The 22,600-nt window shown below is 69.4% G+C and carries 19 protein-coding genes; 8 read left to right on the top strand and 11 right to left on the bottom strand.

Annotation, left to right across the window (positions count from 1 at the left end; translation table 11 throughout):
* Positions 1-5: 5 nt before the first annotated feature.
* Positions 6-1,484: an MFS transporter gene (locus tag QF046_RS15740; protein ID WP_373425739.1), complete on the bottom strand. Its 1,479-nt coding sequence runs from the start codon at positions 1,482-1,484 to the stop codon at positions 6-8.
* Positions 1,485-1,537: 53 nt separating this feature from the next.
* Here QF046_RS15740 and QF046_RS15735 point away from each other — a divergent pair, with 53 nt between their 5' ends.
* Positions 1,538-2,605 carry a low specificity L-threonine aldolase gene (locus tag QF046_RS15735; protein WP_307371596.1) on the top strand — a complete coding sequence of 356 codons (1,068 nt, stop codon included), beginning with the start codon at positions 1,538-1,540 and terminating at the stop codon, positions 2,603-2,605.
* 84 nt (positions 2,606-2,689) lie between these two features.
* Here QF046_RS15735 and QF046_RS15730 read toward each other — a convergent pair whose 3' ends face one another.
* The 9 genes from QF046_RS15730 to QF046_RS15690 all read right to left on the bottom strand — a co-directional run bounded on the left by QF046_RS15730 (position 2,690) and on the right by QF046_RS15690 (position 12,974).
* Positions 2,690-4,087, bottom strand: coding sequence for an MFS transporter (locus QF046_RS15730; protein WP_307371595.1), 1,398 nt, complete (start codon positions 4,085-4,087; stop codon positions 2,690-2,692).
* 194 nt (positions 4,088-4,281) lie between these two features.
* On the bottom strand, positions 4,282-5,052 hold the full coding sequence (locus QF046_RS15725; protein WP_307371594.1) for an SDR family NAD(P)-dependent oxidoreductase: 771 nt from the start codon (positions 5,050-5,052) through the stop codon (positions 4,282-4,284).
* Between the two features lie 11 nt (positions 5,053-5,063).
* Entirely contained in the window at positions 5,064-6,035 is a 972-nt protein-coding gene (locus QF046_RS15720; RefSeq protein WP_307371593.1) for a 3-hydroxyacyl-CoA dehydrogenase family protein, read from the bottom strand.
* Positions 6,036-6,060: 25 nt separating this feature from the next.
* The gene (locus QF046_RS15715; RefSeq protein ID WP_307371591.1) at positions 6,061-7,059 is read right to left on the bottom strand and encodes a sugar phosphate isomerase/epimerase; all 999 of its coding nucleotides are present in this window, start codon (positions 7,057-7,059) and stop codon (positions 6,061-6,063) included.
* Positions 7,060-7,212: 153 nt separating this feature from the next.
* Positions 7,213-7,932, bottom strand: coding sequence for a GntR family transcriptional regulator (locus QF046_RS15710; protein WP_307371590.1), 720 nt, complete (start codon positions 7,930-7,932; stop codon positions 7,213-7,215).
* A 30-nt stretch (positions 7,933-7,962) separates the two neighbouring features.
* On the bottom strand, positions 7,963-8,700 hold the full coding sequence (locus QF046_RS15705) for a triose-phosphate isomerase family protein (protein ID WP_307371589.1): 738 nt from the start codon (positions 8,698-8,700) through the stop codon (positions 7,963-7,965).
* 10 nt (positions 8,701-8,710) lie between these two features.
* The gene (locus tag QF046_RS15700; protein WP_373425738.1) at positions 8,711-9,166 is read right to left on the bottom strand and encodes a ribose-5-phosphate isomerase; all 456 of its coding nucleotides are present in this window, start codon (positions 9,164-9,166) and stop codon (positions 8,711-8,713) included.
* 1 nt (position 9,167) lies between these two features.
* Positions 9,168-10,889 carry a dihydroxyacetone kinase family protein gene (locus QF046_RS15695; protein ID WP_307371584.1) on the bottom strand — a complete coding sequence of 574 codons (1,722 nt, stop codon included), beginning with the start codon at positions 10,887-10,889 and terminating at the stop codon, positions 9,168-9,170.
* A gap of 171 nt (positions 10,890-11,060) precedes the next feature.
* Positions 11,061-12,974 carry a M3 family metallopeptidase gene (locus tag QF046_RS15690; protein WP_307371583.1) on the bottom strand — a complete coding sequence of 638 codons (1,914 nt, stop codon included), beginning with the start codon at positions 12,972-12,974 and terminating at the stop codon, positions 11,061-11,063.
* A 129-nt stretch (positions 12,975-13,103) separates the two neighbouring features.
* Between QF046_RS15690 and QF046_RS15685 the strand changes: the two genes are divergently transcribed.
* Positions 13,104-13,841, top strand: a complete 738-nt coding sequence (locus QF046_RS15685) for an SDR family NAD(P)-dependent oxidoreductase (protein WP_307371581.1) — start codon at positions 13,104-13,106, stop codon at positions 13,839-13,841.
* Between the two features lie 13 nt (positions 13,842-13,854).
* Here QF046_RS15685 and QF046_RS15680 read toward each other — a convergent pair whose 3' ends face one another.
* The gene (locus QF046_RS15680) at positions 13,855-14,442 is read right to left on the bottom strand and encodes an NUDIX hydrolase family protein (protein ID WP_307371579.1); all 588 of its coding nucleotides are present in this window, start codon (positions 14,440-14,442) and stop codon (positions 13,855-13,857) included.
* A 70-nt stretch (positions 14,443-14,512) separates the two neighbouring features.
* Here QF046_RS15680 and QF046_RS15675 point away from each other — a divergent pair, with 70 nt between their 5' ends.
* From QF046_RS15675 to QF046_RS15650, 6 genes are all read left to right on the top strand, one after another.
* Entirely contained in the window at positions 14,513-15,163 is a 651-nt protein-coding gene (locus QF046_RS15675; protein ID WP_307371578.1) for an alpha/beta hydrolase, read from the top strand.
* Between the two features lie 353 nt (positions 15,164-15,516).
* Complete coding sequence (locus QF046_RS15670) at positions 15,517-17,220, top strand: ABC-F family ATP-binding cassette domain-containing protein (RefSeq protein ID WP_307371576.1); 1,704 nt, start codon at positions 15,517-15,519, stop codon at positions 17,218-17,220.
* An 11-nt stretch (positions 17,221-17,231) separates the two neighbouring features.
* Positions 17,232-18,524, top strand: a complete 1,293-nt coding sequence (locus tag QF046_RS15665) for a hypothetical protein (RefSeq protein ID WP_307371574.1) — start codon at positions 17,232-17,234, stop codon at positions 18,522-18,524.
* On the top strand, positions 18,521-19,588 hold the full coding sequence (locus QF046_RS15660; protein WP_307371572.1) for a hypothetical protein: 1,068 nt from the start codon (positions 18,521-18,523) through the stop codon (positions 19,586-19,588). Before QF046_RS15665 ends, QF046_RS15660 begins: the two co-directional genes overlap by 4 nt.
* Positions 19,585-21,237 (top strand): hypothetical protein, encoded by a 1,653-nt coding sequence (locus QF046_RS15655; RefSeq protein ID WP_307371570.1) that lies wholly within the window; start codon positions 19,585-19,587, stop codon positions 21,235-21,237. Before QF046_RS15660 ends, QF046_RS15655 begins: the two co-directional genes overlap by 4 nt.
* Positions 21,231-22,580 (top strand): CHAT domain-containing protein, encoded by a 1,350-nt coding sequence (locus QF046_RS15650; protein WP_307371568.1) that lies wholly within the window; start codon positions 21,231-21,233, stop codon positions 22,578-22,580. Before QF046_RS15655 ends, QF046_RS15650 begins: the two co-directional genes overlap by 7 nt.
* The last annotated feature ends 20 nt before the right edge of the window (positions 22,581-22,600 follow it).

The following is a 22,600-nucleotide window of genomic DNA, read 5'->3' as shown; positions in this document are numbered from 1 at the left end:
GTCGCTCACCGCCTACCGGCGACCTGCCCGTCGTCGTGCGGGCCATCGACTGATTCGAGCGGCACCCGACCTCCGCGCGCGGCGACCGGGTCGGGCGCTGGCCCAGCAGCCGTCGATGCGCTCTCCCCGCCGGCGGGTTCGCCCGGCGCACGGGCATAGAGCTCGGTGAGCAGGCGGTACGAGCGCGTGAGGAACGCGAGCGCGCCGACGATCATCATGATGATGCCGGCGAACAGGCAGATCAGGGCGATGCCGCGGGCCTCGCCCTCACCCAGCAGCCAGCCCCACTGCATCCGCCCCTGCTCAGCGCGCATGTACGGGATGATGAGGAACTCGGCGAGCGGGGCGATCAGGAACGCGGTGATCGGTGCGGCCGCTGCCTCGCACGCCTGGGCGACGCCGAACACCCTCCCCTGGCGCGCGAAGGGCACGACCTTCTGGATGACGGTCTGCTCGGCGGCTTCCACCGGCGGCACCAGCATCATGTAGATCCACATGCCCACCACGTACAGCGGCCACCACTCGCGCAGCATGAACACCGCTCCGAGCAGACCCATGGCGATGACGATCAGCAGCATGGTGCGCACGGGCCGCCGGCCCAGACCGAACTTCGCCACCAGAGCGCCGCCGATGAGGAAGCCCGTCGAGGCGACGGCCAGCACGATGCCCCACAGCTGAGCGGAGAACAGGGTAAGTCCGTACGGATCCATCAGCGCCATGTAGACGCCGCCGATGAGGTTGTTGAACGTCGAGAAGACGATCAGCGCGAACAGTCCCGGTGCCTGGCGGATCGCTTGCACGCTGCCGCGGAAATCGAGTGCGCTCGGGGCACCCGGGTCGCGCAGCGGTGCGCTCTCGGGAATGCGCACGAACAGAAGGTGAACGAAGGTCAGGATCATCGCCGCGATCGCGATCGCGAGCGTCCAGCCCATGCCGAGGAACCCGATCGACAGCCCGGAGAACACGCTGGTCACGAGGAACGCGATGCCCTGCACCGTGCCGACCAGTCCGTTGGCGTTGGCGTGCTTCTCTTCGGGGATCAGCAGCGTGACCGTGGTCGACAGCGCGATACTGCGCAGCTGCTCGATGACACCGCCGAAGAGGATGATGAGCGCGAACAGCCAGAACCACACAGCGCCGATGTCGAGCAGCTCGGACTCCGGATGCCAGAGATACAGCATCCCGGCCGCCGAGAACGCGACGGCCGAGACGACGCTGGAGAGCACCATGACGGTGTGCTTCCGAAACCTGTCGACGATCGTGCCGAACACCATCGAGAAGAACGCGACGAGAAGCATGTAAGCCCCGCCGATGACACCGGTCGCCAGCACGGACTGCGTCTCGATGTAGACCCAGAATGTGAGCGCGAACCAGAGGAAGCTCGTCGTCACATTGGCGATGAGCGTGTTCACGAGGACGTTCGCGAACGCCCTGGTCTCGACGGTTCCCTTCACGGGTTCGAGGGTAGTCACGGGGACCGACATCCGACAGGGCTCCTCACGGATTCCGCACGCCGACAACGAACTAGGCTGATCCAGTGAGCACTCTGCATGACACCGCTGTGCGCGGCTTCGCATCCGACAACTACTCCGGCATCCACCCCGAGGTTCTTGCGGCCATCGCCGCCGCCAACGACGGGCACCAGATCGCCTACGGCGAGGATCAGTACACCGAGAGGCTGCAGCAGGTCTTCGCACAGCACTTCGGTGAGCGCGTGCAGGCATTCCCGGTGTTCAACGGAACCGGTGCGAACGTCACCGCACTGCAGTCGATGCTGCCGCGCTGGGGCGCCGTGATCTCGGCATCCACCGCCCACATCAACGTCGACGAGGGCGGCGCCCCGGAGCGCATCGGCGGCTTCAAGCTGCTGACGGTGCCCACCGACGACGGCAAGCTCACCCCTGAGCTGGTCGATCGCGAGGCCTGGGGCTGGGGCGACGAGCACCGCGCGCAGCCGCTGGTGGTCTCGATCACGCAGTCCACCGAGCTCGGCACCCTCTACACGGTCGAGGAGATCACCGCCCTCGCAGACCACGCGCACGAGCGCGGCATGAAGCTGCACCTGGACGGTGCCCGCATCTCGAATGCCGCCGCCGCACTCGACGTGCCGCTGCGCGCCTTCACCACGGATGCCGGCGTGGACGTGCTCAGCTTCGGCGGCACGAAGAACGGCGCCATGCTCGGCGAGGCCATCGTCGTGCTGAACCCCGAGGCCTCGGACGGACTCATCTACAGCCGCAAGTACAACATGCAGCTGTCGTCGAAGATGCGCTTCGTCTCGGCCCAGCTGATCGCGCTCCTGGAGGGCGATCTGTGGCTGCGCAACGCACGCCACTCCAACGCCATGGCGCAGCGCCTGCGCGGAGAGGTCGAGGCGGGACTCGCCGACGGCAGCATCCGCGGTGTCGGGTTCGCCCAGCCCACCCAGTCCAACGGCGTCTTCGCGACGCTGCCCGACGGCATCGCCGACCGACTGCGCGAGAGCTTCCGCTTCTACGACTGGGATGCCGCGCGCAACGAGGTGCGCTGGATGTGCAGCTTCGACACCGAGGAGTCCGACGTCGACGCCTTCGTCGCCGAGCTCTCCCGCCTGACGACTGCCTGAACCCCGCGCTCGCACTCCGTCGAGCGCACAGGGCATACGCAGAAGGGGCGCGTGCGGTTGCACGCGCGCCTTCTGCGTACGACCTCAGTGAGCGAGAACCTTCTCGTCGTCGACCAGCAGGGCGTCGGCCTTCGAGCTGAAGAACCGTGTGGCCCACATCATGGCGGCGGCGAGGAAGGCGAACACGCCGAGCGAAACCACACCCCACGCACCGCTGTCGGTGGGAGCGGCCTCGTTGATGCCCGTGCGCATGATCGGCGCGACGAACCCACCGAGGTTGCCCAGCGAGTTGATGAGGCCGATGCCCGTGGCCGCGGCGGCGCCGGTGAGGAACGACGTCGGGAACGACCAGGTGATCGGCCCCACGGACAGGAACGCCGCGACGGCGACGGTGATCGCGAGGATTCCGAGCAGCCCCTGTGCGTTCGCTCCCGCCCAGGCCGAGGCGAGGATGGCGAGACCGGTGACGATGAAGAACAGAGCGCCCCAGACGCGGCGACGGCGGACCGTGGTGGCGTGCTTGCCGACGTAGTAGCAGGCGAAGAGACCCACAGCCCACGGGATGGCCGAGACCAGACCGACCTGCCAGCCGACCTTCTCACCGATCAGTGCGGAGACCTGCTGCGGCAGGTAGAAGGTGGTGCCGTAGACAGCGATCTGCAGGCAGAAGTAGATGATGGTGAAGTACCACACCTTCCAGTTCACCAGCGCTGCGGCGATGCCCCGGGGACCGTCCGCCTCCTTGACCGAGTCCTCGTGATCCATGACCTCCTTCATCGCGGCCTTCTCCTCGTCCGTGAGGAACTTGGCCTTCTGCGGTGAGTCGACTAGGAAGAAGAGCGCCGCGATGCCGGCGACGACCGCCAGTGCACCCTCGACGAAGAACATGACCTGCCATCCGGCCCACGGCGTGACCTTGTCACCGAAGCTGACCAGGCCGCCGGACAGCGGGGCGCCGAGCATCTGCGAGAACGGCTGCGCGAGGTAGAACAGCGCGAACATCTGCACGCGCCGCTTGTTCGGGAACCACTGCGCCAGGAACATGATGACGCCCGGGAAGAGCCCCGCCTCGGTGACACCGAGCAGGAAGCGCAGGATGATGAACATCGTCTCGCCGTTGACGAACGCGAACGCCGCCGCCACGATGCCCCACGTGACCGCGATGCGGGCCAGCCAGAACCGGGCTCCGAACTTGTCGAGCAGCAGGTTCGAGGGGATCTCGAACAGCGCGTACCCGATGAAGAAGATGCCGGCGCCGAGCGCGTAGGCGCCCGCGGTGATCCCGCGGTCGACCTCCATCGCGGCCTCGGCGAAGCCGACGTTGGTGCGGTCGAGGAAGGCGATGAAGTACAGGATGATCAGCATCGGCATGAGCCGGAAGGTGGCTTTGCGGATGCCGCTGGTGAGATTCGGATTCGCCAGCAGCCCCTTCGCGACTGTGGCGTTGGCGCGGGTGGCCGCGCCGAACTTCTGATGTGACATTGACTCTCCTTTGAGCAGATCGGCGCCCGGGATCGGGCAGTGATGGATCAGATGGTGCTGTGCGCGTCAGGACCCGAGCCCGGGGATGATCAGGGCGAGGCCGATGGCGACGCAGGTCACCCCGATGATCAGGAAGATGAGACGACTTTTGGACCAGGATCCGAGCATGGTGTTCTCCTCGTCGGTGCGGGATGTCAGTGCATGTAGAGTCCGCCGTCGACGTTCAGGGTCTGGCCCGTCACGAATCCGGCGTCCTCGCTGATCAGGTAGGCGACGGCGGCCGCGATGTCCTGCGGTGTGCCGATCCGCGTCAGCACGCCGTCGGCCGCCATCGCTGACTTGCGCTCCTCCGACAGGGTCCCGCCCATGATGTCGGTGTCGATGGGTCCGGGAGAGATGACGTTCGCGGTCACGCCGACCGGTCCCAGCTCTCGGGCGATCGAGCGCATCAGGCCGATCACGGCGGCTTTGGATGCGGAGTACGGCGTCTTGGAGTAGGTCCCGCCGCCGCGCTGGGCGGACACCGAGGAGATGCCGATGAGCCGGCCCACGCCGTTCTCGGCGAGCGTCCTCGCGACGCGCTGGGTGACCCAGTGCACGCCGTCGATGTTGATCGACTCGACGCGGTGCCACTCCTCGGGCGTGACCTCGAGGTACGGCACCGGAGAGGACACGCCTGCGAAGTTCACCAGCGCGACGATCTGCGGAAGCGCCGCTTCGAGCTCATCGACCGCGGCGACGGCTGCCGCCCGGTCGGCGACGTTCGCACCGACTCCGACGGCCTGCACTCCGTGAGCGTCGGCGACCTCCGCGGCGGTGCGCGCCGCGGCATCCGCGTCGATGTCGATGATGCCGACGTTCCAGCCGAGCTCGGCGAGGTGGAAGGCGGTGCCGCGACCGATGCCGCGCGGGCTGGCCGCACCGGTCAGGATGACCGTGCGCGGGGCGGGGAAGGGAGTTGCCATGCGGATGCCCTTCAGCCGGCTGCCGGGTGGATGGGGGCCGGACCGAGCTCGTCGATGAGCTTCTTCATCGCGACGTACGCCTTGTTGCGGTACGCGATGAGCTCGGGGGTGCGCTCGGCGGGGACGTCGAGGAAGCCGGCGCCGGTCTTGGTGCCGAGCTTTCCCGCCTCGACGAGGTCGGAGAGGGCCTTCGGCGTCGCGAAGCGCTCGGGGAACTCGGTCTGCAGCGACGCGTAGCAGAACGCGTACACGTCGAGCCCTGCCATGTCGGCGATCGCGAACGGCCCGAAGAAGGGCAGTCGGAAGCCGAACGTGGTGCGCACGATCGTGTCGATGTCCTCTGCGGTCGCGACGCCGGCCTCGACCAGCTGCGTGGCCTCGTGGAACAGCGCGTACTGCAGGCGGTTGAGCACGAAGCCGGTGGCGTCCTTGACGCGCGCTGTCTCCTTGCCCGTGGCGGCGACGATCTGCTCGACGACAGGAAGGGTCGCCTCGTCGGTGCCGGCGTGCGGGATCAGCTCGACACCGGGGATGAACGGCGCCGGGTTCGAGAAGTGCACACCCAGGAAGCGGCCGGGGTTGGTGACCGCTTCGGCGAGCTTCTCGATGAGGATGGTGGAGGTGTTGCTGCCGATGACGGCGTCGGGGGCTGCGGCCTCGGAGATGCGGCGCAGCGTGGCGTGCTTGATCTCGATCTTCTCGGGCACCGCCTCTTCGATGAACGAGGCGCCGGCGACGGCATCCTCGATGGTCGCGGCGGTGAGGCGCTCGGCGATGGTCGCGGAGGCCCCCTCGGGGAAGAGTCCGTCGGCGGTGAACTGCTCCGCCTCGGCGATCAGGCGCTCGCGATTGCTGCGGGCGATCTCGATGTCGACATCGGCGATGCGCACGTCCGCACCCGAGAGCGCGAGCGACTGCGCGATGCCGCCGCCCATGTAGCCACTGCCCACGACGGCGTAGACGGGACGATCCTGCTGAGTCATTTCTCGGTCTCCTTCGTAGGTGCGCTCAGGCGCTGACGGTCTGGGCGGCGGTTGCGTTCGGGGTGCGGTTGCCGCCCGATGCGGACACGCCGTCTTCGGGAAGCAGCGTGCGCAGGTAGTCGCGGTTGGTCGCGCAGACGCCCAGGCTGTCTCCGCCGTACTGCTCCATGAGGAACGGTCCGCGGAAGCCGACGCGCACGGCGTCGGCGACCATGGCGCGGTAGTCGATGAGCCCGAGCTGCATGCTGGTCGGCACGGAGGTCGCCCAGCTGCCGTCGCCGGCCTCGTCGCGGGTGTAGTTCTTCACGTGCCAGTAGTTGGCGTAGGGCAGCGTCTTCGCGTGCATCTCGCGCCAGTCCTCGATGGGACGGTGCAGTCGGATGAGGTTGGCGATGTCGGGGTTGAGGCCGACGTTGTCCAGCCCGATCTCCTCGATCAGCCGAACGGCGCTGTCGGCGGTGCCGAGATAGGTGTCCTCGTACATCTCCAGCGCCATCGGCAGGCCGACGGATGCCGCGTGCTCTCCCAGTTCGCGCAGCCGGCGGACGGCGAGTGCGCGGGTCTCCGCGTCGTCGGGGTCGACCGGGCCCTGCACCGTCCAGAACCACAGCGCCTTGCGCTGGGCCTCGGTGAAGGGCTGGTGCAGCCCGGTGGAGAAGACCTGCATGCCCAGCTCGGCCGCAGCGTCGATCGCCTGGTGCGCGTAGGCCAGGTTCTGCTCGCCCTTGCCCGGTTCGATGACGCTCTGGCGCTGGACGTGCACCGAGAGAAGGCGCACGCCGTGGCTGTCGGCGATCGACTTCAGCTCGTCGCGACGCGCGGGGGTCAGGTCGGAAGGACGGATGTGGCTGTCGGCGATCTCGATCGCATCGAACCCGAGGCGCTCGACCTGTCCGAACACCTCGTCCCACCGCTCGGACGGTGCGTCGTGCAGGCGGGTTCCGTCTGCGGCGACCGCGGCGAAGCCATGCATGCAGGTGGCGATCGGCCAGTTGTCGGCGGTGAGTTCGGGCGTTGCGGTCATTGCGGCTCCATTGACGATGTGTTCGACGGAATCTCGAGTCTTCCTAGATCCTATAGGAAATAGAGAAAGAGGCAAGAGGCAGCTTTCGACAGGGATGCCATCACGACTCCCCTGCGCATCGCAGGCCGGCCGTCACAGCCGCCAGGACTGCGGTCAGTCCTTCTCCAGGTCCAGCGATCTCGCCCGGACTCCCTCGATGTGCAGGCGCATCATCCGGGCGGGCTGCTCCGGGTCGCCCGCGAGGAACGCCTGGCGGATCGCCTCGTGCTCGGCGATGGCCTCGCGCACATCCGTGACCCCGTGCACCATGCTCTGCCGCATCCGGTGCAGCTGAGCTCCGAGGGACTCCGACATCTGTCGCAGATAGCGATTGCCGCAGTGCCGGAAGACCACCTCATGGAACGCCGCATCCGCGGCGAAGTACGCGGTGGTCAGCTCGACGTCGTTGCTGCCCGCATGGATCGCCTCGATGACGCGCTCACCACTGCGGCGATGCTCGTCCTCGGCCTCTCGCAGCTCGTCGAGCATGTCGGGATCAGCGGGGGTGGCCAGCCTGGCGGCTTCGATCTCGAGCATGATGCGCGCGTCGAACAGCTCGCGCAGCTGTGTCGCCCCCAGCGGCGGCGCGACCCGGTAGCCCTTGAGCGCCTCTCGGGTGACCAGGCCGGTGCGCTCCAGATGCACCATCGCCTCGCGCACCGGGGTCGGCGACACGTCCAGTTGGCGGGCGAGCGTGTCGATCGAGAGCCGCGCCCCCGGCGCGACCTCACCGCTCAGCAGCAGCTGCAGGATCCGCTCGTAGACGCGGTCGCGCAGGCCCCGACGCTCGATCGTCGAGTCCCATCCGGGTGCCGTGCGGCCCTCACCAGCCATCTGCTCTCCGTCGTCGTCTCTCGTCGCCCGTCACACTGCGGCGGCCTCATCCAGGATCGACCGCACCGCCTCCGGGTCGTGGGCGAAGCGGCCCAGGAAGATCCCGTCGACGCTGTCTGCGATGTCGGCGATGGTTCCCGGTCCTGCACTACCACCGTAGATCACGCGGGCGCTCAGGCCCCGGAGATCCGCGTGTGCGCGCAGCCGGTCGCAGACGCCGCGGATGTGCTCCGCCGGCGCCGGAGCGGGCGCGCCGATGGCCCACAGCGGCTCGTAGGCGATGACGAGTTCGCCGACGTCGGCGACGAGAGCGAGCGCGGAGTCCACCTGCGCGGAGCAGGCGAGGGCCGCGGCCTCGTCCCCGACCTGCTCCGCCTCGCCGACGCAGAGGATCGGAACGAGTCCGGCGCGCATCGCCGCCGCGGTCTTCGCGGCGACGACCTCATCGGTGTCGCCGTACAACCGGCGCCGCTCCGCGTGCCCGACCTCGACGTATCGGCATCCGAGCTCCGCCAGGACCGCGGCCGACACCTCGCCGGTGAACGCGCCCGAGTCGTGCTCGGAGACGTCCTGCGCGCCGACGGTGAGCCCGCCCGCCGCCTCGAGGCAGCCGGGGATCGACGGATACTGCGGGATGACGAACATCTCCACCCGGTCGCGTGCCGGATGCTGCGCGAGCAGTGCCGCGACCGCGGTGGTCCACGCCACGGTCTGCGCGTGCGAGAAGTACATCTTCAGGCTCGCGCCGATCAGCATCCGCTTCGCCATGGTCGCGACGTCAGACGCCCTCGTAGGCGCAGATCTCGCGGACCTTCTCGGCGGATGCGCTCTGCGGGTCGAACGTGTAGGTGAGCCACTCGGCGGCCAAGCGCCTGGCGAGCTCGATGCCGACCACCCGCTGCCCCATGCACAGCACCTGGGCATCGTTGGAGAGCACCGAGCGCTCCACACTGTAGGAGTCGTGAGCGGTGACGGCGCGGATGCCGGCGACCTTGTTCGCCGCGATGGCGACGCCCAGTCCGGTGCCGCAGATGAGGATGGCACGGTCGGCGTCGCCTGCGGCCACCTTCTCGGCCGCGGTCGTCGCGACGGTCGGGTAGTTGGTGTGGCCGTCCGCGTCGACACCGACGTCGACCACCTCGGAGACCAGCGGATTGTTCAGCAGGTCGGCCTTGATGCGCTCCTTGTAGTCGAATCCGGCGTCGTCCGAGCCGATCACGAGTCGAAGTCCCATATCAGTCATCCCCTTTCAGGATGTCGAGAACAGTGTGGGTGATGAGCGCGAAGGACACCGCGCCCGGATCCGGGGTGCCGAGGCTCTTGTCGCCGTGCGAGCGGGCACGGCCGAGCTTGGCGGTGAGGGATGCGGTGGCCTCGGCCGCCTCGGTGGCGACGGCGGCGGCATCCGTCCACGCAGGCACCAGGCCGGCGCCGCCGCGCACCTGTTCGTCGAGATGATCGGCGAACGGCACGATCGCGTCGATCATCGTCTTGTCACCCGGCTTGGCCTTGCCGAAGGACATCACGGCGTCCTTCATGCGCAGCACCCCGACGCGCACCTGCTCCGCGTCGATCGCCGCCGAGTCGCCGAAGGATACGGCCAGCGCAGCCAGCATCTCGCCCCAGATGGCACCCGAGGTGCCGCCGCCGTCGTCGGCCCAGGCGTCAGCCGCCCACTGCAGCACGCCGCCGGCGCCGCCACCGATCTCGAACGCCTCGTGCGCAGCCTTCGCCGCCGCGCGGCTGCCGCGCTGCATCCCGATACCGTGGTCGCCATCGCCGGCGATGCGGTCGATGCGGCCCAGCTCGTCGGCTTCGGCATCCAGCACCCCCGCTACCGCCTGGAAGGCTCGGACGAGAACGACTGCCGCCTCGCGCGACTCGGACGTGGCCTCGCCGAGGGTCCGCTGCTCCTGCGCGACATCGACGTGCTCCACCTCGACGCGCCCCTCGACCGCTCCCCTGCGGAAGGCGGGGGTGTCGCAAGGTGCGAGCCAGAGCTCTTCGAGCTCGTCATCGAGCCAGAGCAGTGTCAGCGAGGCGCCGGCCATGTCGAAGCTCGTGCAGAACTCGCCGACCTCCGGCGACACGACGGTGAGACCCGCTTCTTCAAGCAGCCGGTGCACGGAGGCGTACACGACGTACAGCTCCTCGTACTTGACGTTGCCGAGCCCGTTGAGGATGGGCACGACGCGTGCACCCTCGCGGGAGACGCCGTCGGGGAGCTCTTCCAGGAGCGAGGAGACGAAGAGCTCGGCCAGGCCGTGGGCGGACGGGACGTCGACCTCGTCGATGCCGGGCTCTCCGTGGATGCCGAGTCCGACCGCCATCCGCCCCTCCGGCACGGTGAACAACGGCTCGGTGGCGCCGGGCAGAGTGCAGCCGGCGAAGGCCACACCCAGGGTGCGGGTCCGCTCGTTGGCGTGGATGGCCACGCGCTCCACATCGTCCAGGTCGGCGCCGGACTCGGCGGCCGCGCCCGCGACCTTGAAGACGACGAGATCGCCCGCGATGCCGCGGCGCTTCTCGATCTCGTGCACAGGTGCGCTGGAGATGTCGTCGGTGATCGTGACCGTGCGGCAGTCGATGCCCGCGGCCCGCATGCGCTCCTGAGCCTGCGTGAAGTGCAGCACGTCACCGGCGTAGTTGCCGTAACTGAGCAGCACTCCCCGGCCCTCGTCCGCCGCAGTCGCGACAGAGTGGACCTGGTGCGCGGAGGGCGAGGCGAAGAGGTTCCCCATCGCCGCACCGTGAGCGAGGCCGGGCCCGACCAGGCCGGCGAACGCCGGGTAGTGACCGCTGCCCCCGCCGATCACTACGGCGACCGTCGGCTCCGGCCCCCTGGTCGATCGCACCACGCCGCCCAGGACCGGACGCACCCATCGCGCCGAGGCGAGGGCGAGCCCCTCTGCCGCCTCCTTGGCGAAGTCGCCTGGATCGTTGAACAAGCGCGTCATTGCGGTCTCCTCCGTGCGCTCCGGGCGCTTCGTGGTGCAGCTGGTCTGGCTATCCTATAGGAAATTGGATCAGCGGTGTGGTGGAGTTTCCGAGACCCCGCCTTCTCGCCGAGACCCCGTGCTGCGGTCGTCTGCAGCACGGGGTCTCGGCGGTATCACGGGGTGTCGGCGTCAGGCGGCCGGCGCCCCCAGGAACGCGCGGTACGCGTCGACCGTGAAGGGACGGCCGAGGAACGCCTCGACCAGATCGGCGGCATCCCGGCTTCCGCCGGGCTCGAGGATCTCCCTGCGGTACCGGGTGGCGGATGCCGGATCCATCAGGCCCGTGAAGCCGGTGAGCAGGTCGCGGGCGATGACGAGGCTCCACTGGTACGTGTAGTAGCACGAGCCGTACTCGGTGAGGTGGCCGAAGGCCGCGTAGGAGTGCGTGCCTGCCAGGTGCTCCACCGGGGTGGACACGGCGTACCAGTGGTCGGTCGCGGCGGCGAGGTCCGCCGGCCGGTCCTTGTGCAGCTGGTACGAGACGCGGGCGTGGCCGAGCTGGGTGCGCACGAGCAGCGCCCGCCCGAAGGCGTCGGCTTCGCGCATGCGGGCGACGAGGTCGGCCGGGATGGGCGCGCCGGAGTCGTCGGTGGCGAAGGATGCCAGCACGTCGGCATCCCACACCCACTCCTCCAGCATCTGGCTGGGCGCCTCGACGAAGTCCCATTCCGTGGCGACACCCGAGAAGGCCACCCAGTCTTGCTCGCCGCCGAGGATGTCGTGCACCAGGTGCCCGAACTCGTGGAAGAAGGTCTGCACCTGACGGTGCTCCATCAGGCCGCGGGAGAAGTTGCATACCAGCGCCGCCTCGGGCAGCACCCGTCCGCGCACGCCCGGAGCGAGCGGGAAGCAGGCCGCATGGTTGAACTTGCCCTCGCGCGGATGCAGATCGAGGTGGATGCGGCCCAGCCGCTCCCCCGCGCGCACGACGTCGTAAGAGCGCACGTCCTCATGCCAGGCGGTGTCGGCGGTCGGCACGTACTCGATGTCGAACAGCCGCCCCGTGGTGTCGAGCAGGCCGGCGAGCACCTTCTCGAAGTCGAGGTGTCGGCGCACCTCCTGCGAGGAGGCCGCGAAGCGCTCCTCGTGCAGTCGGGTGAGCAGGTACGCCTGGTCGGCGGAGGTGACGGACGCGGCATCCGGGACGTCCTGACGGAACCGCTCGAGCAGCAGGGCGTACTCGGCATCGGAAGCCGCCAGCGAAGCCTCGTCGACCTCGTCGAGGAACGCGGCGACGCGTGCCGCGGAGCCCGCCATCCGGTTCTCGGTCTCGTAGTCGGACCAGGTGGCGTAGCCGAGCAGGTCGGCGCGCTGCTGGCGCACATCGAGCAGTTCGGCGAGCACCTCGTCGTTCGCGGGCCAGGCGAGGTCGGCGCGGGCGGTGCGCAGCGCGATGCGGGTGTCGCGGTCGTGGGCGTAGTTCATCACGGCGGTCACGTCGATGGCATCCGTGCTCAGTGCGACCAGCCCGTCGTCTCCGACCGGATGCTGCGCGATGAAGTCCTCGGGCAGGCCCGCCAGCGCCTCGGGCTTCACCCGGATCTCGCGCCTGCCCTCGCGGATGTTCCGCGCGAACGCGAGGCTGAGATCGGCATCGCGCGCGGCGAGCTCCTGTGCCTTCGCGCGGGTCGCCTCGTCGCGGTCGGCACCGCCCCGACGGAAGTCGCGCAGCAGGTGATCGCGCACCCGTGCGGCATCCGCGTCGAGGCCTGCGGGGTCGGTGCCGGCGAATACGGCGGCGAGCGCGGCATCCGCCATCAGCGCGGCCTCGACCGCCTGCGCAGCGGCGACGCTCTTCTCCGCGGCAGCGCGCACCTCGGCATCCGGGTGCACCTCGCACAGCACATCGGACTCGCTGCGCGCCTGACGCAGGGCGATCTGCAGATCGTTCCAGAGCGCGAGAGTCTCGAGCGTCGTGCGCGCGGGGCCGTCCTTGAGGCGGTCGGCGAGGGCGTCCACGCGAGCGAGCCGCTCCGAGACGCGGGTGGTGACGAAGGCGAGCCAGTCGCCGGAGACTGCGGGGAAGACGATGTTGTCGATCACCCGACGAGCCTACGCGGACTCGCGACCACCCAAACTGTATTCAATGGAATATAAGTGCACCGCCCGCGGTTGCACATGATGATCGGGCCGGCGGCTGCCGGGACGACCCGACCGAAGAAAGAGGAGATCATGACTCGTTTCGATGGACGTGTGGCGCTGGTCACGGGCGGCGCGAGCGGAATCGGCAAGGCGACGGCACAGCGCATCGCCTCCGAGGGCGGAGCGGTCGTGATCGCCGACGTGCAGGACGACCTCGGCGCACAGGTCGCCACCGAGATCGAGAAGAACGGCGGCAAGGCCCTCTTCGTCCACCTCGACGTCACCAGCGAGGACGGCTGGAACGACGCCGTCGCCAAGGTCGTCGACGCTTACGGTGCGCTGGACATCCTCGTCAACAACGCCGGCATCGGCGATACCGAGGCGATCGAGGTCACTTCGCTGGACACCTGGAACATGGTCGTCGCCGTCACGCAGACCAGCGTCTTCCTCGGCATGAAGGCCGCCGCCGACGCACTCAAGAAGAGCGGCAAGGGCTCGGTCGTCAACATCAGCTCGATGTACGGCATCGTCGGCTCGGGCGTGAGCCCCGCCTACCACGCCGCCAAGGGCGCGGTGCGGCTGCTCACCAAGACCACCGCGCTGGGCTGGGCCAAGGAGGGTGTGCGCGTGAACTCGGTGCACCCCGGATTCATCGACACGCCGATCCTCGGCGACACCGACCGCGACATGCTGATCGCCGGCACTCCGATGGGCCGCCTGGGACGCCCCGAGGAGATCGCCGCGCTGATCACCTTCCTCGCCAGCGACGACGCGACCTTCGTCACCGGTTCGGAGTTCGTGGCCGATGGCGGAGTGACCGCCGGCTGATGCTGGAGCTGCCTCAGCGCAGCAGGCCGAGGTGGGCGAGTGCCATGCGGATCAGGGTGCCTCGCCCGCCTTCCAGCTCGGCGGAGAGGGCATCGGATCCCGCATCCTCCGGCGAGAACCAGGTGACCTCGAGAGCATCCTGACGCGGCTCAAAGGTACCCGTGACGGGCACGACGAACACCAGCGACACCGCATGCTGCCGGTCGTCGTCGAAAGCGCTGACTCCCGGGATCGGGAAGTACTCCGCCACGGTGAACGGGGTGGGAGACACGGGCAGCAGCGGGAAGGCCATCGGCCCGAGATCGTTCTCGATATGACGGAACAGCGCATCGCGCACGGTCTCGCCGTAGCGCACCCGCCCCGACACGATGGTGCGGGTCATCTCGCCCAACGGCGTCGAGCGCAGCAGCACGCCGATGGATGTGACCTGGCCCGCGCCGTCGGTGACGACGGGAATCGCCTCGACGTACAGCATCGGCAGTCGACGACGGGCCTCTTCGAGCTCGATGTCGCTCAGCCAGCCGGGATTGTCGTCCGCGGCGGGCACGCCGTCGAATCCGAAGTCGTCGTCGGGGTCAGGATCAGGGGTGCGCACCGCCATGTGTCAGTTCTACCAGCCGATGCTGGATCCCACCCGTTCGAACGTCGGTGAGAGCAGGCAAGATGGGTGCATGGATGCTGTGCTGACGCTCGAGGACAGCCTGACGCTCTGGTCTCCTCAGGACCGCGACGGGATGCCGCTGCTCGTGCTCCTGCACGGTTACGGAGCGGACGAGAACGACCTGTTCGGGCTGGTCCCGTACCTGCCGGACGGCATCGCCGTGGCCTCCGTCGCCGCCCCGCTGGCTCCGCCGTGGCCGATGCCCGGGCGCTCCTGGTACGCGATCGACTCGCTGAACACGCGGGATGCGGCGGGCATCACCACCGCCGCCGAGGCCCTGCTGCGGTGGCTTACCACCGCCTCTGCCCGGGCCTCGTCCGTCGCCCTGCTGGGTTTCTCGCAGGGCGCCGCCGTCTCACTGCAGGCCCTGCGCCTCGCGCCCGAGCAGATCGACGCCGTGGTCGCGCTGAGCGGCTACGCGGCCCCCGGCGACCTGCCGAACGATGCCGCCCTGCAGGAGCAGAAGCCGCCGGTGTTCTGGGGGCGCGGCAGCCGCGACGACGTCATCCCTCCGAATCTCGTCGACCACACCGCGCAGTGGCTTCCCGCGCACTCCGAGCTGTCCGGCCGCGTCTACCCAGGACTCACGCACTCCATCTCCGAGCAGGAGCTCGCCGACGTGCGCATCTTCCTCTCGCAGTGGAAGGACTCCATCGGCTGAGCGGCACGGCCCAACCGCGGCCGCCCCGATCTGCGGACCGTTTCCCGATCCGCGGGCCTCATCGCCGAATTCGTCGGCGGATCGGAAAGGCCTCCGCAGATCGTGCAGTCCGGCAGTGCGACACGCCCGGGTTGCGCGCGCCGACCGGCACCGGCTAAAGTCTCAGAGTCCTGTCCGCCGTGTCTGGAAGTCCTTTGATCTGAATCGTCTCCTCTCCGCGTTCTCATCCACGCGCTGATCCGACGATCCTTCCGCTCCGGCATCTGTCTTTCCACGTCTTCCACGACGTGCCCTTCGGCAGGCTCAGGGACCCCCGTCGGCATCCGCGCACCCGCATACCCCGGGAGTCGCCCATGTCAACACCTTCTCTTTCCGCCGCCGTCACCCTCGACCGGCTCACCTTCACCTGGCCAGACGGCTCGATCGCGCTCGACGCGCTCTCCGGTTCGTTCGGCTCGGGTCGCACGGGACTCGTCGGCCGCAACGGCGCCGGCAAGTCCACCCTGCTGCGCCTGATCGCCGGCGAGCTCACGCCGACGTCGGGTGCCATCACGGCATCCGCTGATATCGCCTACCTGCCGCAGCGCCTCACCCTCGACACCGACCGGCGCGTGGCCGACTTGCTGGGCATCGCCGGACCGCTGGACGCGGTGCGCGCCATCACGGCAGGCGACGTCGACCCGGCGCATTTCGATGCCGTCGGAGACGACTGGGACATCGAGGCGAGGGCTGAGGCGTCGCTCGCCGAGGCAGGACTGGATCCGTCGTTCCTGGACCGCACGGTCGGCGAGCTGTCCGGCGGCGAGGCCGTGCTGGTCGCGATAGCCGGCATCCGCCTGAGGCGCGCGCCCATCACGCTGCTCGACGAGCCGACGAACAACCTCGATCGCCATGCGCGAGCCCGACTGTCCGAGATGGTGCGCGCCTGGAAGGGCGCACTGATCGTGGTCAGCCACGACATCGCACTCCTCGACCTGATGGACGACACCGCCGAGCTCTACGGCAGCACGCTGAGCGTGTTCGGCGGGTCGTACTCGCAGTGGCGGGAGTGGCTGGACGGCGAACAGGATGCCGCCAGGCAGGCCGAACGCGATGCCGCCCAGACACTGAAGAAGGAGAAGCGTCAGCGCATCGAGGCCGAGACGAAGCTCGCCCGCCGGGCCCAGATGGGTCGCAAGGCGTTCGAGGAGAAGCGGGTCCCGAAGATCATCGCGAACGGGCGCAAGATGGCCGCGCAGGTCTCTGCCGGCAGGCTGCGCACGGAGGTCGCAGGCAAGGAGGATGCCGCACGGCAGGCGCTGGATGCCGCGGGGCACCGCGTGCGGGACGACGACTCGATGAAGATCGAGCTGCCGGATCCCGGGGTGTCGTCCTCGCGTCGGATCCTGACGATCGGCGACGAGGCGCGTTCCTGGGTCGTCCAGGGCCCGGAGCGAGTCGCGCTGATCGGACGCAACGGGGTCGGCAAGACGACCCTGCTGCGCCGCCTGGTCGAGGCGGGAGGGCATGCGGATGCGGATGCGGATGCGGGCGCTTCGTGCGGAGGAATGCACCTGCCGCGGACAGAATCCTCGGATTCCTCCGTGGCAACCGCACAAGTCCGCGTCAAGGCGCACACCGACCGGATCGGATACCTGTCCCAGCGCGTGGACGGGCTCGACGAGTCGGCATCCGTCGTCGCCAACATCGCCGCGGCCGCACCGCACGTGCCCGACAAGGAGCTGCGCAACCGGCTGGCCCGGTTCCTGATCCGCGGCGCGACGATGGAGCGGCCGGTCAGTGCCCTCTCCGGCGGGGAGCGGTTCCGCGTAGCGCTGGCCAAGCTGCTGCTCGCGGATCCCGCACCGCACGTCGTGGTGCTGGACGAGCCGACCAATAACCTCGATCTCGACACGGTCGAACAGCTCGTCGAGGCGCTGCGCGCCTACCGCGGAGCCGTGCTGGTGGTCAGCCATGACGACGTCTTCCTGCAGCGCCTCGACCTCGATCTCACCCTGGAGCTGGACGGGGAGGGTGTGCTTCAGCAGATCGACGATCGGCCGGCGCCCCGTGGATAGGGTGGGTGATCATGGCTTCGACCACGAGCGGCGCTGACCTCACCTCTGCGATCGCCACCGTCCCGCGTGCGGTGGCGATCGCCCAGGGGTGGGCGGCTCTCGGTGCAGGGGTGGAGGTCCTCAGCAACGGCTCGGGGCGGCCCCTCGCACGCACGATCAAGCTGATCCTCGACCCGCTGGTGATCCGTCCGGTGCAGAACCCGCATCTGGCCGGTCTGTCGCTGACTCCGGATGCCGCATCCGAACTCGTCGGGCGCATCGCGGACGAGGGCGGTGCGCTCACTGCCACCGCTCAGTGGTTCGTCGCCCTGAAGTCAGCCCGTCGCGCGCTGCGCATCAGCGACGGCAACCCGCAGGAGAAGTACTTCCAGCGCTGCTTCGAGCTCGCTCGCCTGCACGGCGTGCCGACCCCCGCGACAGCCGAGCGGACCGCCGCCGACACGGTGCAGGAGATCGCGCAGTCCAGCGGCGAGAACGTCATGACACGCATCCGCGAACTCGTGCAGGATGCGGACGAAGCCGATCGGCTGCACAGCGAGATCCTCGCCGCCTGGCGCTCGCGGGGGCTCCCGCAGAACACGACTTCGGATGCTGCCGCACTCGTCTTCGACGCCTTGAACGCCTGCGGCACGGAAGCGACTCCTGATCTCGAGGCTCTCGTCGCGACGTGTGCGGGCAGCGCCGCGGCATCCGCTCTGGAATCCCCCGATGCCGCGCGCGTGCTCGGTCTGACCACGCTCGTACGCCCGGGGATGCCGGAGCTGGGAACCACCGCATCCAAGCGCAGCCTGCCCCTCCCCTTCGACCGCTCGGTCTATGAACGGCTGTTCGCCGCCCTCTCCGGCAGCACGGCTGCGACCGATCTCGATGCCGCAGAGGTGCTGGCAGACGAGATCGCCCGCACCGCACAGGGATGGGAGCTCGCCGACGAGCGGAGTCGTGCGGTCATGATGCTGGGTGCCGAGGCTGCTCACGCGCTGGAGCCGGTCGCGCTGCTGCGGCCGACGAACGCGCATCGGCTGCTGCGCGGGCGGTGGGACCGCGAGGCGTACGTGCGGCGAGTGCGGCGCCTTCCCGCCGACCTCAGCGGTGTTCCCGAGGCGATCCGTGCGGACGTGCACACCGTGCGTCAGGGATATCTGCGCCGGTTGTGGGTGCGGATGCACGGGCGAGAGCTGCGCGACCTGCCGACACCGGCGAGCGAGCTGTGGGACACGCTCGACGGCATCCTCCGCTCGGTCGTGATGGACCAGCGACATCGATTGAAGCTCGCGCTCGCGCGCGACACGGAGGGCGCGGCATGAGCATCCGGATCCGCATCCATGACGGCACGGCGAGCCTCTCGCACTCCCGGTCGGACGCTGAATCCACCGTCATCCGCACCGCGATGATCGAGGCGCGCGGAGCGCTGCTCCACTGGGACGCCGCCTCTGACGCACGTTTCCCCGATGCGGAGATCCACAGTCCGGTGGAGGCGGCGGGCTGGCTCGCCGACATCTACGGCCACGACATCGCCGCGGCCATCGATGTCGGCGATGACATCGCGCTGCCGCTGCCGGACCATGCCGGGCTCGTCGATGCCACCCACCATCTGGCCGTGCTGACCTGGGCCCGCGACTGGTGGCCGGCCGGCATCCGCACCCCGGCGCTGAGCGTTCCGGTGCTCGCCGCCGAGATCGCTGTCGCCGTGCACGCGGTGGAGCATCTGCTCGACGACGAGGATGCTGTCGAACGCGCACTTCGAGACGCGGCGGACGCGGCCACGGCTCTCGCCGCGGTGCCCCAGGCTCTTCGCGCCGAGGCCGCCGCACTGCTCCACGCTCTGGCTGAGCTGGCTGAGGATCACGCCGTCGAGTTGCGCCCCGCGGCATCCGCCGCCTCCCAGGACTGGGCGCTCGCCGCCGGCGCTCGCATACCGGTCGGTGCAGGCATCGAGATCGGGCACGGGACCGCACCTGTCCGCTGGTCCGACGTGCCTGCGCAGACCGTGGCCGCCGACAGTGACGCGCAGTGGTCGCTGCGACATGTGGACGGCGTGCCACATCTGCAGGTCACCGTCGTCGCGGTCCCCGGCGTCGGCGTGCCCGGCGCCCCAGCCCGGCTCCGGGCACGTTTCGGGCCGGAGTCCCTCCGGATCGATCTCCCGCTGCGCGGCGACGGTGACGCGTTCACGGGCAGCATCCCGGTCGTGGCATCCGTCGCTCTCCTCCCGCTCGACCAGCGCATCCTCTGGGTGCGCGACCCGGTGCTCGCCCCGACCCCTGGGCCTGCCGAGATCGAGGCAGATCGCGACGCGGTGCGCGCCCACGCGGTACGCCGCCTCGCCGACCCCGCGGCGAGCATCGCGGAGCGGATGGCCGGCGAATGACGGACGGCGACGACGCGCGTCACATCCGCGGACGGGTGCCGACCAGCGAGGCGTGGATTCCGGTGCGCGATCTCAACAACGACGGGGCGCAGGCTCTGGGCCAGGGCAGGGTCGACGAGGGCGTGCGGATGCTCCGCGAGGCGATCTCGCTCACCGAGGGCAGCACGCAGATCGAGGCCAGGGATCTGCGCGCCCGGGCGCTGCTCAATCTGTCCGGCGCCCACGACTACCGTGCGGAACTCACGGAGGCGCTGCGACTCGTCGACGAATCACTCGCCATCAACGCGGGGATCATCGACGAGGCGGGTGATGCGCGCGGTACCCGCACGGTCGTTGCGAACGCCATGGTCTCGCGCACTCAGATCCTCGTGCAGAGCGATCGATTCGAGGAGGCGGGCGCGCAGATCGACGAGGCCCTGGCACTCCTCGACGCCCATGACGACATCGGTCAGGCCGAGCTGATGCGCTTTCAGGCGCACAATGTCCGCGCCTCGCTGCTGCTCCTCACCGGTCGAATGCAGGATGCCGAGGCGGAAGCCCGGCGCGCCCTCGATCTGGCCGCCCGCGTCGACCCGACTCTCGCGGCGCACCCCTATCTCACCCTCGGCGCGATCGCGCAGCACACCGGAGACATGGCTGCGGCGCAGGAGTTCATCGCGTTGGCCGGCACCGTCCAGGATCCGGCCGGCAGCATCGTCACCCGACAGATCACCATGGAGAACAGGGCGCGCAGCGCCATGCGGCAGGGCGACCATGCGCAGGCCGACGATCTGTTCCGGCAGGCCGTCGCGCTCGCCCGCGAAGGCGATCTCGTCACGCGTGAGATCGCGAGTCGCATGGGGGTCGCCGCGAACTACCTGCAGACAGGGAACCCCGTGCTGGCGGCGAAGGTGCTGCGGATGCTCATCGCCGACCTCGGTACCGACGGCGCCGTCCACGATCGTCGCGAGGCGTACGGCTTCCTCGGCGATGCCGAGTCGAAGCGCGGCAAGTTCGTGCTGGCTGATGAGGCCTACCTCGCCGCCCGCGAACTGTCGCGTTCGGCGCACGAGCGTTGCCGGGTGGACCTGCGGCGTGCGGAGATGCAGGCGGAATGGGCGAGTTTCACCCCACTGCCTGGCAAGCGGACGCAACGGCTGCAGCGCGGGCTGGACCTGGCGATCCCCGTGCTGCTGGCGACCGAGGCGCTGCGCGCCGACTTCGCACCGGGGCCGATCCGGGAACGCTGGAGTCTGCAGGTGTCGGCTCCTGCCCGCGAACTGGCGTTCCGTCTGGCAGTCACCCTCGGCGACGGAGAGGTGCTGTTCGCCCTGATCGAGAACGCCGCAGCGTCCGCGACCCTGCATACCGAGGCGCTCGAGGCGCAGGCGGCTGAGACGACTGAGGCGGCTGAGACGACTCCGGATGCTGCGCCGTTCGCACCGGTCGCCGAGATGCTCCCCGCATCCGCACCCGAGTCCGGCGCGCTGCTGCCGGCCGCGGCATCCGGATTCATCACCGAGGCGACAGCCCTGCCCTACCGGTTCGCCGCGCCGCCGCGGGTGATGCCGATTCCCGGCACAGCGCCGGCGCTGGAGAAGTGGATCGGCATCGCGGAGGCGGAATACGGCGTCACCGTGCGATCCGAGACGGTGGTGGCCGCATGGTGAAGTGGCGATCGCCGAAGAACTGGCGCGAGATGAAGCATCTCGGTCCGCTCGCGCCGGCACCGCGGTTCGACCCCGACATCGTTCTCGCCGATCTTCCGGACGGCGCCCAGCCGGTCGCGCGCCTGCGGTACGTCGACGGCGATGATCTCTTCGTCAACTGGATCTGGGACCATCAGCTCGATTCTCCGCGGATGACCGTGATCGAGCGGTCGCTGGTCGCTCCGGCTCTCGATGCCCTCGCACAGGCTCTGCCCACACCCCTTGCCGGCGAGAGCGGAGAGCAGGCGCTCCGTCGGGCGCTGAGTGATGGGGCGATGCTCGACCTGGAGCGCGAGCAGCACCTGGCGGAGATACTCACGTCCGCCCTCGTCCCGCAGTGGCTGGCGCTGGAGCTGAACGCCCTCGAGGTCGCCGGGCGTCGCCCGCACCTGCGCATCCAGCTCTCGCCCTCCACCGCCCAGCTGCCGTGGGAGCTGATGAGCACCTCCGGCGGCGAGCGCGGCATCGACATGGTCGACGCCTCCGTTCTGCTGCCCGCGTCCCTGCGCAATGACCCGGCGCGAGTGGTTTCGCCGTGGCATCCGGAGTCGACGGTCGCGGCCGTGCTGGATCCGGTGGTTCCCGGATTTCCGGCGGCGAGCGCGCTGGGCAGCGTGCTCGGCCCGGTGGCCGCAGAGTCGCCGCTGGCGGAGATGGTCGCGGACCTTGGAAATCGCGTGCGCCCGCTCGCGGGCTCCGCAGAGGCGGCGTTCCGGCGTCGCGACATCGGGCGTTCGGCCCTGGCCGACGCGGTGACGGATGCCGGTCGGCTGCTGTACGTGGGACACGTGACCGCATCGACCTATGCGCTGGATTCGCGGATGCACCTCTCCGATCGGGCGGATGCTCCCGGGCTCACACCGCCGATCGGCGGACACCGGCCGTACTCGGCGGCCGACATCGCGATCGGCGCACCCGAGCTGCCACCTCTGCGCGCACCGAACCGGGTGGCGCTGATCGCCTGCGATTCCGGAAGCGACCTGCGCTTCGCCGAGCCGACCGGACTGGTCGCCGCATTCACGACGCGCGGTGCGGAGTACGTCACCGCGACCCGATGGACGCTGCCGACGGAGGCAGGGCTGCGCCGTTTCGTCCCTGCTCTGGCCGAACGCGCCGAGGGCATGCTTGCCGAAGCGATCATCGCGGTGAACACGGCACACGAAGCGGTCGATCCGATCGCAGTGCTGGGAGCATGGCAGCGCGAGCAGCGTCGCCGATGGACCGCGACCGGTGATCCGCGCCACTCCCCGATCATCTGGGGCACCCTCGCGACCGCCTGGGCTCCCCCGCCTCCGCTCGTCTGAGGCTGTGATCGGGAGCACCT

The organism is Microbacterium sp. W4I4 (genome assembly GCF_030816235.1).
GTDB lineage: Bacteria > Actinomycetota > Actinomycetes > Actinomycetales > Microbacteriaceae > Microbacterium.
Note: the sequence above shows the minus strand (reverse complement) of the source record. Positions and strands in the feature narration are given on the sequence as shown.

Excerpts from the sequence above, each read along its gene's own strand:
- QF046_RS15655 (WP_307371570.1), top strand. The coding sequence starts at position 19,585 with ATGACGGACGGCGACGACGCGCGTCACATCCGCGGACGGGTGCCGACC.
- QF046_RS15695 (WP_307371584.1), bottom strand. The coding sequence starts at position 10,889 with ATGACGCGCTTGTTCAACGATCCAGGCGACTTCGCCAAGGAGGCGGCA.
- QF046_RS15670 (WP_307371576.1), top strand. The coding sequence starts at position 15,517 with ATGTCAACACCTTCTCTTTCCGCCGCCGTCACCCTCGACCGGCTCACC.
- QF046_RS15675 (WP_307371578.1), top strand. The coding sequence starts at position 14,513 with ATGGATGCTGTGCTGACGCTCGAGGACAGCCTGACGCTCTGGTCTCCT.
- QF046_RS15660 (WP_307371572.1), top strand. The coding sequence starts at position 18,521 with ATGAGCATCCGGATCCGCATCCATGACGGCACGGCGAGCCTCTCGCAC.
- QF046_RS15665 (WP_307371574.1), top strand. The coding sequence starts at position 17,232 with ATGGCTTCGACCACGAGCGGCGCTGACCTCACCTCTGCGATCGCCACC.
- QF046_RS15700 (WP_373425738.1), bottom strand. The coding sequence starts at position 9,166 with ATGGGACTTCGACTCGTGATCGGCTCGGACGACGCCGGATTCGACTAC.
- QF046_RS15680 (WP_307371579.1), bottom strand. The coding sequence starts at position 14,442 with ATGGCGGTGCGCACCCCTGATCCTGACCCCGACGACGACTTCGGATTC.
- QF046_RS15705 (WP_307371589.1), bottom strand. The coding sequence starts at position 8,700 with ATGGCGAAGCGGATGCTGATCGGCGCGAGCCTGAAGATGTACTTCTCG.
- QF046_RS15730 (WP_307371595.1), bottom strand. The coding sequence starts at position 4,087 with ATGTCACATCAGAAGTTCGGCGCGGCCACCCGCGCCAACGCCACAGTC.
- QF046_RS15740 (WP_373425739.1), bottom strand. The coding sequence starts at position 1,484 with ATGTCGGTCCCCGTGACTACCCTCGAACCCGTGAAGGGAACCGTCGAG.
- QF046_RS15725 (WP_307371594.1), bottom strand. The coding sequence starts at position 5,052 with ATGGCAACTCCCTTCCCCGCCCCGCGCACGGTCATCCTGACCGGTGCG.
- QF046_RS15715 (WP_307371591.1), bottom strand. The coding sequence starts at position 7,059 with ATGACCGCAACGCCCGAACTCACCGCCGACAACTGGCCGATCGCCACC.
- QF046_RS15685 (WP_307371581.1), top strand. The coding sequence starts at position 13,104 with ATGACTCGTTTCGATGGACGTGTGGCGCTGGTCACGGGCGGCGCGAGC.
- QF046_RS15710 (WP_307371590.1), bottom strand. The coding sequence starts at position 7,932 with ATGGCTGGTGAGGGCCGCACGGCACCCGGATGGGACTCGACGATCGAG.
- QF046_RS15650 (WP_307371568.1), top strand. The coding sequence starts at position 21,231 with ATGGTGAAGTGGCGATCGCCGAAGAACTGGCGCGAGATGAAGCATCTC.
- QF046_RS15720 (WP_307371593.1), bottom strand. The coding sequence starts at position 6,035 with ATGACTCAGCAGGATCGTCCCGTCTACGCCGTCGTGGGCAGTGGCTAC.